The 11,379-nt window shown below is 61.1% G+C and carries 9 protein-coding genes; 6 read left to right on the top strand and 3 right to left on the bottom strand.

Going from position 1 to position 11,379, the window contains the following annotated elements; genetic code table 11:
• Positions 1–228: 228 nt before the first annotated feature.
• The 3 genes from gltB (at position 229) to hemE (ending at position 7,384) form a co-directional block, all read left to right on the top strand.
• On the top strand, positions 229–4,674 hold the full coding sequence (gene gltB / locus IF199_RS02195) for a glutamate synthase large subunit (protein WP_096819913.1): 4,446 nt from the start codon (positions 229–231) through the stop codon (positions 4,672–4,674).
• Positions 4,675–4,707: 33 nt separating this feature from the next.
• Complete coding sequence (locus IF199_RS02200) at positions 4,708–6,126, top strand: FAD-dependent oxidoreductase (RefSeq protein WP_007909438.1); 1,419 nt, start codon at positions 4,708–4,710, stop codon at positions 6,124–6,126.
• A gap of 190 nt (positions 6,127–6,316) precedes the next feature.
• Complete coding sequence (hemE, locus tag IF199_RS02205; protein ID WP_007952372.1) at positions 6,317–7,384, top strand: uroporphyrinogen decarboxylase; 1,068 nt, start codon at positions 6,317–6,319, stop codon at positions 7,382–7,384.
• 56 nt (positions 7,385–7,440) lie between these two features.
• Here the strand turns inward: hemE and IF199_RS02210 are convergent, their stop codons facing one another.
• A complete protein-coding gene (locus tag IF199_RS02210; RefSeq protein WP_192559575.1) occupies positions 7,441–8,715 on the bottom strand; it encodes an MFS transporter in 1,275 nt (424 codons plus the stop codon).
• Positions 8,716–8,833: 118 nt separating this feature from the next.
• On the opposite strand from IF199_RS02210, the gene IF199_RS02215 reads away from it, so the two are divergent.
• The gene (locus IF199_RS02215) at positions 8,834–9,730 is read left to right on the top strand and encodes a LysR family transcriptional regulator (protein ID WP_039766450.1); all 897 of its coding nucleotides are present in this window, start codon (positions 8,834–8,836) and stop codon (positions 9,728–9,730) included.
• On the opposite strand, the gene IF199_RS02220 is transcribed toward IF199_RS02215, so the two are convergent.
• Positions 9,731–10,168: an excinuclease gene (locus IF199_RS02220; RefSeq protein ID WP_096819910.1), complete on the bottom strand. Its 438-nt coding sequence runs from the start codon at positions 10,166–10,168 to the stop codon at positions 9,731–9,733.
• 118 nt (positions 10,169–10,286) lie between these two features.
• Between IF199_RS02220 and IF199_RS02225 the strand changes: the two genes are divergently transcribed.
• Entirely contained in the window at positions 10,287–10,592 is a 306-nt protein-coding gene (locus IF199_RS02225) for a type II toxin-antitoxin system RelE/ParE family toxin (RefSeq protein WP_192559576.1), read from the top strand.
• Positions 10,589–10,876: an addiction module antidote protein gene (locus tag IF199_RS02230; protein WP_011332089.1), complete on the top strand. Its 288-nt coding sequence runs from the start codon at positions 10,589–10,591 to the stop codon at positions 10,874–10,876. Before IF199_RS02225 ends, IF199_RS02230 begins: the two co-directional genes overlap by 4 nt.
• A gap of 48 nt (positions 10,877–10,924) precedes the next feature.
• On the opposite strand, the gene IF199_RS02235 is transcribed toward IF199_RS02230, so the two are convergent.
• Positions 10,925–11,368 (bottom strand): excinuclease, encoded by a 444-nt coding sequence (locus IF199_RS02235; protein ID WP_192559577.1) that lies wholly within the window; start codon positions 11,366–11,368, stop codon positions 10,925–10,927.
• Positions 11,369–11,379 lie beyond the last annotated feature (11 nt).

Raw genomic sequence — 11,379 nt, forward strand, 5'->3', positions numbered from 1 at the left:
GTCAAAATTAAAAAAGTTTTGACTAGCACAGCAGATCGCTTTAAACCTTTCACAAATGCGACATGAATTTGCGACATTTCGTCGTCAAATTTGTGAGCCTCTGTGTCGCTGTGTACAATGACCACCCTTTTGCCCCCGCTAAGCCGGCGTACGTTCGGCGCGAGATGCAAGTGGTTGAATTGAAAAGAAATTTGCCTCGAAAAGAGGCAGCCTGGTGAGAAAGTGTCTATGAAAGCAGGTCTGTACCAACCAGATGAATTCAAGGATAACTGCGGTTTCGGCCTGATAGCCCATATGCAGGGCGAACCCAGTCATACCCTATTGCAAACGGCCATTGAGGCCCTGACCTGCATGACCCACCGCGGTGGGATTAATGCCGACGGCAAGACCGGTGACGGTTGCGGTCTGCTGATTCAAAAGCCTGACGCCTTCCTGCGCGCGATTGCCCAGGAAGCCTTCAGCGTCGAGCTGCCCAAGCAATATGCCGTGGGCATGGTCTTCTTCAACCAGGATCCGGCCAAGGCCGAAGCCGCTCGCGAGAACATGAACCGCGAGATTCTGGCCGAAGGCCTGCAATTGATCGGCTGGCGCAAAGTGCCCATCGACACCAGCGTCCTCGGCCGCCTCGCCCTTGAGCGCCTGCCGCAGATCGAGCAGGTGTACATCGGCGGCGAAGGCCTGAGCGATCAGGACATGGCGGTCAAGCTGTTCAGCGCACGTCGTCGTTCGTCCGTGGCCAACGCCGCTGACACCGACCACTACATCTGCAGCTTTTCCCACAAGACCATCATCTATAAAGGCCTGATGATGCCGGCCGACCTGGCCGCGTTCTATCCGGATCTGGGTGACCAGCGCCTGCAAACCGCGATCTGCGTGTTCCACCAGCGCTTCTCCACCAACACCCTGCCGAAATGGCCGCTGGCTCAGCCATTCCGCTTCCTCGCCCACAACGGCGAGATCAACACCATCACCGGCAACCGCAACTGGGCCCAGGCCCGTCGCACCAAGTTCAGCAACGATCTGATGGATCTGGAAGAACTCGGCCCGCTGGTGAACCGTGTTGGCTCCGACTCTTCGAGCATGGACAACATGCTCGAACTGATGGTCACCGGCGGCATCGACCTGTTCCGTGGCGTGCGGATGATCATTCCGCCTGCGTGGCAGAACGTCGAAACCATGGACCCGGATCTGCGTGCGTTCTACGAGTACAACTCGATGCACATGGAGCCGTGGGATGGCCCGGCCGGCGTGGTGATGACCGATGGTCGCTACGCGGTGTGCCTGCTCGACCGTAACGGTCTGCGTCCGGCGCGTTGGGTTACCACCACCAACGGTTTCATCACTGTCGCTTCGGAAATCGGCGTCTGGAACTACCAGCCGCAGGATGTCATCGCCAAGGGCCGTGTCGGTCCTGGGCAGATCCTCGCCGTGGACACCGAAACCGGTCAGATCCTCGACACCGACGCGATCGACAACCGTCTGAAATCCCGTCATCCGTACAAGCAATGGCTGCGCAAGAATGCCCTGCGCATCCAGGCGACCATGGAAGACAACGATCACGGTTCGGCTTTCTACGACGTCGATCAGCTCAAGCAATATATGAAGATGTATCAGGTCACGTTCGAAGAGCGCGATCAGGTACTGCGTCCGCTCGGCGAACAAGGCTACGAAGCCGTTGGCTCGATGGGCGACGACACGCCGATGGCCGTACTGTCCCAGCGTGTGCGCACGCCGTACGACTATTTCCGCCAGCAATTCGCGCAGGTGACCAACCCGCCGATCGACCCGCTGCGTGAAGCGATCGTGATGTCGCTGGAAATCTGCCTTGGTGCCGAGCGCAACATCTTCCAGGAATCGCCGGAGCACGCCTCGCGCGTGATCCTCAGCTCGCCGGTCATTTCCCCGGCCAAGTGGCGTTCGCTGATGAACCTCGACCGCCCGGGTTTCGAGCGGCAGATCATCGACCTCAACTACGACGAAAGCGTCGGCCTCGAAGCGGCGATCCGCAACGTCGCCGATCAGGCTGAAGAAGCCGTGCGCGCCGGTCGTACCCAGATCGTTCTGAGCGACCGCCATATCGCTCCGGGCAAACTGCCTATCCACGCCTCGATGGCCACTGGCGCGGTACACCACCGCCTGACCGAAAAGGGCCTGCGTTGCGACTCCAACATCCTCGTTGAAACCGCGACTGCCCGCGATCCGCACCACTTCGCGGTGCTGATCGGTTTCGGCGCCTCGGCGGTCTATCCGTTCCTGGCCTACGAAGTGCTGGGCGACCTGATCCGTACCGGTGAAGTCCTGGGCGACCTCTACGAGGTGTTCAAGAACTACCGCAAAGGCATCACCAAAGGTCTGTTGAAGATCCTGTCGAAGATGGGCATCTCGACCATCGCGTCCTATCGCGGTGCGCAGCTGTTCGAAGCCATTGGTTTGTCCGAAGAAGTTTGCGAGCTGAGCTTCCGTGGTGTGCCGAGCCGCATCAAGGGCGCGCGTTTCGTCGACATCGAAGCCGAGCAGAAAGCATTGGCCACCGAAGCCTGGAGTCCGCGCAAGCCGATCCAGCAGGGCGGTCTGCTGAAGTTCGTCCACGGTGGCGAATACCACGCGTACAACCCGGACGTGGTCAACACCCTGCAAGCCGCCGTGCAGCAGGGCGACTACGCCAAATTCAAGGAATACACCTCGCTGGTGGACAACCGTCCGGTGTCGATGATCCGCGACCTGTTCAAGGTCAAGACCCTCGACACGCCGCTGGACATCAGTGAAGTCGAACCGCTGGAATCGGTGCTCAAGCGCTTCGACTCCGCCGGTATCTCGCTGGGCGCCCTGTCGCCGGAAGCTCACGAAGCCCTGGCCGAAGCCATGAACCGCCTGGGTGCGCGTTCCAACTCCGGCGAAGGCGGCGAAGACCCGGCGCGTTACGGCACCATCAAGAGCTCGAAAATCAAGCAGGTTGCGACCGGCCGTTTCGGCGTGACCCCGGAATACCTGGTCAACGCCGAAGTGCTGCAGATCAAGGTCGCCCAGGGCGCCAAGCCGGGCGAGGGCGGGCAACTGCCGGGCGGTAAAGTGAACGGGCTGATCGCCAAACTGCGTTACGCAGTGCCGGGCGTGACCCTGATTTCGCCACCGCCGCACCACGACATCTATTCGATCGAAGACTTGTCGCAGCTGATTTTCGACCTGAAACAGGTCAACCCGAAGGCGCTGGTCTCGGTGAAACTCGTGGCTGAAGCGGGCGTCGGCACCATCGCCGCCGGTGTGGCCAAGGCCTATGCGGACTTGATCACCATCTCCGGCTACGACGGTGGCACCGGTGCTTCGCCGCTGACCTCGATCAAATACGCTGGCGCACCGTGGGAACTCGGCCTGGCCGAAACCCACCAGACCCTGCGCGGCAACGACCTGCGCGGCAAGGTCCGGGTGCAGACCGACGGCGGCCTGAAAACCGGCCTCGACGTGATCAAGGCGGCCATCCTCGGCGCCGAAAGCTTCGGTTTCGGTACCGCGCCGATGATCGCGCTGGGCTGCAAATACCTGCGCATCTGCCACCTGAACAACTGCGCCACTGGCGTCGCGACTCAGAACGAGAAGCTGCGCAAGGATCACTACATCGGCACCGTCGACATGGTGGTGAACTTCTTCACCTACGTCGCCGAAGAAACCCGTGAGTGGCTGGCCAAGCTCGGCGTGCGTTCCCTCGAAGAGCTGATCGGCCGCACCGATCTGCTGGAAGTCCTCGAAGGCCAGACCGCCAAGCAGCATCACCTGGATCTGACCCCGCTGCTGGGCAGCGATCACATCCCGGCGGACAAGCCTCAGTTCTGCGGCGTCGAGCGCAACCCGCCATTCGACCAGGGCCTGCTGGCCGAGAAAATGGTCGAGATGGCGACGTCGGCGATCAACGACCTCAGCGGCGCCGAGTTCGAACTGGACATCTGCAACTGCGACCGTTCGATCGGCGCGCGGATCTCCGGCGAAATCGCCCGCAAGCATGGCAATCAGGGCATGGCCAAGGCGCCAGTCACCTTCCGCTTCAAGGGCACTGCGGGTCAGAGCTTCGGCGTGTGGAACGCCGGCGGTCTGAACATGTACCTGGAAGGCGACGCCAACGACTACGTCGGCAAAGGCATGACCGGCGGCAAACTGGTCATCGTGCCGCCGAAGGGCAGCGCCTATCAGACTCAGAACAGCGCCATCATCGGCAACACCTGCCTGTACGGCGCCACTGGCGGCAAGCTGTTCGCCGCCGGCACCGCAGGCGAGCGTTTTGCCGTGCGCAACTCCGGTGCCCACACGGTCGTGGAAGGCACTGGCGATCACTGCTGCGAGTACATGACCGGTGGTTTCGTCTGCGTCCTGGGCAAGACCGGTTATAACTTCGGCTCTGGCATGACCGGCGGTTTCGCCTACGTGCTCGACCAGGACAACACCTTCGTTGACCGGGTCAACCACGAACTGGTGGAAATCCAGCGGATCAGCGGCGAGGCGATGGAAGCCTATCGCAGCCACCTGCAGAACGTGCTGAACGAGTACGTCGCGGAAACCGACAGCGAGTGGGGTCGTGAACTCGCCGAGAACCTCGATGACTACTTGCGTCGTTTCTGGCTGGTCAAGCCGAAGGCTGCCAACCTGAAGTCGTTGCTTTCCAGCACCCGTGCCAACCCGCAGTGATATGCGCCTGAAGAGTTTGATGAGGTTTTAACAATGGCTGAACGTCTGAATAACGACTTCCAGTTCATCGACGTCGGGCGCAAAGATCCGAAGAAGAAACTGTTGCGTCAACGCAAGAAAGAGTTCGTGGAAATCTACGAACCGTTCAAACCCCAGCAGTCGGCCGACCAGGCCCACCGCTGCCTGGGTTGCGGCAACCCGTATTGCGAATGGAAGTGCCCGGTGCACAACTTCATTCCGAACTGGCTGAAACTGGTGGCCGAGGGCAACATCCTTCAGGCCGCCGAGCTGTCGCACCAGACCAACACCCTGCCGGAAGTCTGCGGCCGGGTGTGCCCGCAGGATCGTCTGTGCGAGGGTGCCTGCACCCTCAACGACGGCTTCGGCGCGGTGACCATCGGTTCGGTCGAGAAGTACATCACCGACACCGCGTTCGCCATGGGCTGGCGCCCGGACATGTCCAAGGTCAAGCCGACCGGCAAACGTGTTGCGATCATCGGTGCAGGCCCGGCGGGCCTCGGTTGTGCCGACGTGCTGGTGCGTGGCGGCGTGACTCCGGTGGTGTTCGACAAGAACCCGGAAATCGGCGGTCTGCTGACCTTCGGCATCCCCGAGTTCAAGCTTGAGAAGACCGTGCTGAGCAATCGCCGCGAAGTCTTCACCGGCATGGGCATCGAATTTCGCCTCAACACCGAGGTCGGCAAGGACGTGACCATGGAGCAACTGCTCGCCGAATACGATGCCGTGTTCATGGGCATGGGCACCTACACCTACATGAAGGGCGGTTTTGCCGGTGAGGATCTGCCGGGCGTTTATGACGCGCTGGATTTCCTGATTGCCAACGTCAATCGCAACCTGGGCTTTGAAAAGTCGCCGGAAGATTTCGTCGACATGAAAGGCAAGAAGGTTGTGGTGCTGGGCGGCGGCGACACGGCGATGGACTGCAACCGCACGTCGATCCGCCAGGGCGCCAAGTCGGTGACCTGCGCTTATCGTCGTGACGAAGCGAACATGCCCGGCTCGCGCAAAGAGGTGAAGAACGCCAAGGAAGAAGGCGTGAAATTCCTCTACAACCGCCAGCCGATCGCTATCGTTGGTGAAGACAAGGTCGAAGGCGTGAAAGTGGTCGAGACCCGTCTCGGCGAACCGGACGCCCGTGGCCGTCGCAGCCCCGAGCCGATCCCGGGCTCCGAAGAGATCATCCCGGCTGACGCCGTGGTCATCGCTTTCGGTTTCCGTCCGAGCCCGGCGCCATGGTTCGAGCAGTTCGAGATCCAGACCGACAGCCAGGGCCGCGTCGTTGCGCCTGAGCAAGGTCAGTACAAGCACCAGACCAGCAACCCGAAAATCTTTGCCGGTGGCGATATGGTGCGCGGTTCCGACCTGGTGGTGACGGCGATCTTCGAAGGCCGCAATGCGGCGGAAGGGATCCTCGACTACCTGGGCGTCTAAACCCGGTTCGAAACTGCACCGCAATACCTGTGGGAGCTGGCTTGCCAGCTCCCACATTGTTTTCAGGGTGTTGCTGAAATCCGCGAAATCATTGCGACAAATTGACCCGATAGACAAAAGGCTGACCTGCAACCGTGCCTTTTGCGTCGCGCTCTGAGAAAATGCCCGCACTTTTTTTCCGGATGCCGACATGACTGCCCTGAAGAACGACCGTTTCCTCCGCGCCCTGCTCAAGCAACCCGTAGACGTCACCCCTGTGTGGATGATGCGCCAGGCCGGCCGCTACCTGCCGGAATACCGCGCCAGCCGCGCCCAGGCCGGTGATTTCATGAGCCTGTGCATGAATCCGGAATTCGCCTGCGAAGTCACGCTGCAACCTCTCGACCGCTATCCGCAACTGGACGCGGCGATCCTGTTCTCCGACATCCTCACCATTCCCGATGCCATGGGCCAGGGCCTGTACTTCGAGACCGGTGAAGGTCCGCGCTTCAAGAAGGTCGTCAGCACCCTGGCCGACATCGAAGCCCTGCCGATCCCGGATCCGCACAAAGACCTCGGCTACGTGATGGACGCGGTCAGCACCATCCGCCGCGAACTGAACGGCCGCGTGCCGCTGATCGGTTTCTCCGGCAGCCCATGGACCCTTGCCACTTACATGGTCGAAGGCGGCTCGTCGAAAGACTTCCGCAAGACCAAGGCGATGCTCTACGACAACCCGCAAGCCATGCACCTGTTGCTGGACAAGCTGGCGCAGTCGGTGACCTCGTACCTGAACGGCCAGATCCAGGCCGGTGCGCAAGCGGTGCAGATCTTCGATACCTGGGGCGGCAACCTGTCGGCGGCGGCGTATCAGGAATTCTCCCTGGCCTACATGAAGAAAATCGTCAGCGGCCTGATCCGCGAGCACGACGGTCGCAAGGTGCCGGTGATCCTCTTCACCAAGAACGGCGGCCTGTGGCTGGAAAGCATCGCCGACGCTGGCGCCGACGCACTGGGCCTGGACTGGACCTGCGACATCGGCAACGCCCGCGCCCGCGTTGGCGACAAGGTCGCACTGCAAGGCAACATGGACCCGACCGTGCTGTACGCCAAGCCGGAAGCGATACGTACCGAAGTCGGGCGCATCCTCGCCAGCTACGGCAAGGGCAGCGGCCACGTGTTCAACCTCGGCCACGGCATCACGCCTGAAGTCGATCCGGAACACGCTGGCGCGTTCCTGCGTGCGGTGCACGAGTTGTCGGCGCAGTACCACGAGTGATTGTGCCTCAATAAAAAACGCCCGGCTTATGCCGGGCGTTTTTTTGTGGGCGTGGATCAGGCTTTGACGCCACCTAACGGCGGCAACTTCGCCAGCTTCAACGCCACCAACAGCGCCACCAGCAACAACGCGCCGATAAACAACCCAATCCCGTTCCACCCGGCCATGTGCCAGAACACCCCGCCCGCTGTCCCGGCGATGCTCGAGCCGGCGTAATAGCTGAACAGGTACAGCGACGACGCCTGCCCCTTGGCCTTGAGCGCCCGACGGCCGATCCAGCTGCTGGCCACCGAGTGTGCGGCGAAGAAGCCGAAGGTGAAGATCAGCATGCCGATGATCACCAGAGGCAGCGGTGTAAACATCGTCAGGGCGAGGCCGGCGAACATCAGGGCGATGGTCGCCCACAGCACTTTGCGGCGGCCCAGTTTGTCGGCCAGCGAGCCGATTTTCGCCGAACTGTAGATACCTGACAGATAGACCACCGACAACAACCCCACAAACACCTGATCCAGGTGATACGGCTCGGCCAGCAGGCGGTAGCCGATGTAGTTGAACAACGTGACGAACGCGCCCATCAGCACGAACGCCTCAAGGAACAGCAGCGGCAGGCCGGCATCGCGAAAGTGCATGGTGAAGCCGTCGAGCAGGCTGCGCGGATGCAGCGAGCGGGAGCGGAAGTTGCGCGACTCCGGCAGGATCTTCCAGAACACCGCTGCCGCGATCAGCGCCAGACCGCCGATCACCAGCATCGCCGTGTGCCAGCTGACGAAGTCGATCAGTACGCCGGTGATCAAGCGCCCGCTCATCCCGCCAATCGCGTTGCCGCCGATGTACAGGCCCATCGCCAGACCGATGTGCTGCGGATGGATTTCCTCGCTGAGGTAAGTCATTGCAACCGCCGCCAGACCACTCAACGACAACCCGATCAGCGCCCGCATGATCAGCACGCCGTGCCAGCTCGGCATCATCGAACTGGCGATGGTGCACAGGGCTGCGGCAAACAGTGCGGCGACCATCACCAGTTTGCGCCCGACCCGATCGGAAATCGGGCCGGTGATCAGCAGACCGAAGGCCAGCATGCCGGTGGCCACCGACAGGATCAGGCTGCTCTGCGCCGCGTTGATCGAATATTCCTGGGACAGCAGCGGCATCATCGGCTGCACGCAGTACAGCAGGGCAAACGTCGCGAAGCCGCCGCTGAACAGCGCGAGCACCGTGCGCATGAACGCGGGCGTGCCTTTCTCGATGTAGATCTCTTGCAGTTCGGTCAGCACATCGTCCGCCGCAGCGGGCGGGACTTCATGGGCCAGTGGAGCGACGGCGGTTTTCACATCAGACCTCGGAGGGCGCGGGCAGGCAGGCAATGAAAAAATCATATAGCTGGCTAATGTTTCTATCCAATATATTGTTCGACCTGTTTGATAGCTTTCACGACCTAATGGGGTTTTCATGGAATTGCGTCACTTGCGCTACTTCATCGCCGTCGCCGAAGAACTGCACTTCGGCCGCGCCGCACAGGTGCTGGGCATCTCCCAGCCACCGCTGAGCCAGCAGATTCAGGCGCTGGAGCAGGAAGTCGGCGCACGGCTGTTCGAGCGTACCAATCGTCGGGTCGAGCTCAGCGAGGCCGGACGACTGTTTCTGGAAGAGGCGCGGTTGGTGCTGGCCCAGGTCGATAAAGCGGCGGACGTGGCGCGGCGGGCGCAGCTCGGAGAGCTGGGGGAACTGAAGATCGGCTTCACTTCGTCGGCGCCGTTCAACTCGACGATTCCCCAGGCGATTTTTTCCTTCCGCCAGCGTTTCCCGGCCGTGCACCTGAATCTGCGGGAGATGAGTAGCACCATGGTGGCCGACGCACTGGTGGACGAGTCGATCGAGGTCGGCATCATGCGCCCGCTGGGCCTGCCGGATTCGCTGAGCGTGGTCGAACTGATGCGCGAGCCTTTGGTAGCGGTGCTCAGCTCCAAACATCCGCTGGCCCAGGGCAGTGAGGAAGGCCTGTTCCTCTCGGCGCTGGCTCTGGAGCCGTTCGTGTTCTTCCCGCGCAGCTACGGCAGCGGTCTTTACTCGCAACTGATCAGCCTGGCCCGTGACGCCGGTTTCAGCCCGCACTTTGCACAGGAGGCGGGGGAGGCGATGACGATCATCGGCCTGGTGGCGGCGGGCCTGGGCGTGTCGGTCATGCCGGCCTCGTATCAGCGGATGCGCATCGATGGCGTGGTCTATCGGCCGCTGCTGGATCCCGAGGCGGTGACGGCGGTGTGGCTGGTGCAGCGCAAGGATCAGAAATCACCGATGGCCAAGGCGTTCGTCGAGCTGCTCACGCGCAAGGTCGAAGCCGGTTGATCAGGGCAGCCGCACCAGATCCCCCTTCAACGCCACCCGCGTCACAAACACCCCGGCCCGACATTCGTAAGTGTTCAGATCCTTGCGCACATGCTGGTCGTAGTAGCTGACGATATTGGTCACCGCGTTGGCCCCGACGCGCTTGGCCTGGGCCTGCAGCGCAATCAGATTCGACTGCAACACCCACTCGCAGGAGTCGTGATCGCTCTTGTTGAAGCCATTGGTCTTCAGATCGCTGACCACCCCGCGCTGCAACATCCGCTGAGTCCCCAGTGGTCCATTGCCGATCAGGTAGAACTTCACACTGCCATCCAGCCGCCCGGCACGAATCGCATCCGACAGCACGGTTTCGAACGGCATGTACATCAGGTTGGTGGCGTGGCTGGCGCTGGGGAGCAGGCTGAAAAGGGCGGCGGCGATCAGGGCTTTCGCTTGCATGGTCATCTCCTTGACGTAACGCGCAGCAAATTACGGGTATGACGAGTGTAGACGCCGTATATCGGACAGAGAGAAGTCCATGTAGAGTGCGTGTAGCTCAACGGCTACACTTGCAGCCATGACTGAGATACTTCGAAGCTCCACATTCTCGAGCTGGCTTGTGAAGCTGGCTGATAGTCGCGCCAGGATGCGTATTCAGGTGCGAATTGATCGCATGGCTGATGGGAATTTCGGTGATGTCAAAGCCATTGGCGAAGGGATCAGCGAAGCCCGAATTGACTATGGCCCGGGATATCGGGTCTATTTCATGCTGCAAGGTCGTCAGCTGGTCATCCTCCTTTGTGGTGGAGACAAGAGCAGTCAATCTCGAGACATCAAGCAAGCCAGGCTCATAGCGGAATCCTGGCAGGAGCAAAACCCATGACCGAACAATTCACTCGTTGGGACTCAGCCGAGTACCTCAAGACAGAAGAGGACATGGCCAACTATCTGGACGCCTGTATGGAAGAGGCGGGTGACGACCCGGCTTTTATTGCCAAGGCACTTGGCACTATCGCTCGGGCGCGTGGCATGACGCAGGTTGCGCGCGATGCTGGGCTATCAAGGGAAAGTCTTTATCGCGCACTGTCAGGCGAGGTAAATCCTGAGTTTGGGACGATCCTCAAAGTCATGAAGGCGCTGGGGCTGAAGTTGCATGCCAGCACATGATCTGAACTGAAAAGGGCGCCGAAAGGCGCCCTTTGTCGTTTCTGGTGATTACTGAACCGTCGCCAGATCACCCTTCAAGGCAACGCCGGCCATGATCGCGCCCGCGTGGCACTCGTAGTTCTTCGCATCCTTGCGCTCGTTGCTCTTGTAGAAGCTGACGATGTTGGTCACGGCGTTGGCGCCGGCGTTTTTCGCGGCCTGGTGCAGGCTGATGATCGCCGATTGCACGACCCATTCGCAGGCCACTTCATCGGACTTGTTGAAGGCGTTGGTCTTCTTGTTGGTCACCGCGCCGCTGCTGACCACGGTGACTTTGCCGGCCGGGGCGTTGCCCGCCAGATAGAACTTCACGCTGCCGTCGATCTTGCCGGTGCGGGTTGCCTCGGCGACCGCCTTGTCGAACGGCAGGTACACCGCCGTGTCACGGGCCTGGCTGACGGCGGGCAAGGCGCAGAGTAGCAGGGTGGCGGCCGCGAGTTTGTTCAAACGCATGGAGGTCTCCT

This window comes from Pseudomonas allokribbensis, from assembly GCF_014863605.1.
Lineage (GTDB): Bacteria > Pseudomonadota > Gammaproteobacteria > Pseudomonadales > Pseudomonadaceae > Aquipseudomonas > Aquipseudomonas allokribbensis.

Excerpts from the sequence above, each read along its gene's own strand:
- IF199_RS02235 (WP_192559577.1), bottom strand. The coding sequence starts at position 11,368 with ATGCGTTTGAACAAACTCGCGGCCGCCACCCTGCTACTCTGCGCCTTG.
- IF199_RS02220 (WP_096819910.1), bottom strand. The coding sequence starts at position 10,168 with ATGCAAGCGAAAGCCCTGATCGCCGCCGCCCTTTTCAGCCTGCTCCCC.
- gltB (WP_096819913.1), top strand. The coding sequence starts at position 229 with ATGAAAGCAGGTCTGTACCAACCAGATGAATTCAAGGATAACTGCGGT.
- IF199_RS02225 (WP_192559576.1), top strand. The coding sequence starts at position 10,287 with ATGACTGAGATACTTCGAAGCTCCACATTCTCGAGCTGGCTTGTGAAG.
- IF199_RS02230 (WP_011332089.1), top strand. The coding sequence starts at position 10,589 with ATGACCGAACAATTCACTCGTTGGGACTCAGCCGAGTACCTCAAGACA.
- IF199_RS02200 (WP_007909438.1), top strand. The coding sequence starts at position 4,708 with ATGGCTGAACGTCTGAATAACGACTTCCAGTTCATCGACGTCGGGCGC.
- hemE (WP_007952372.1), top strand. The coding sequence starts at position 6,317 with ATGACTGCCCTGAAGAACGACCGTTTCCTCCGCGCCCTGCTCAAGCAA.
- IF199_RS02215 (WP_039766450.1), top strand. The coding sequence starts at position 8,834 with ATGGAATTGCGTCACTTGCGCTACTTCATCGCCGTCGCCGAAGAACTG.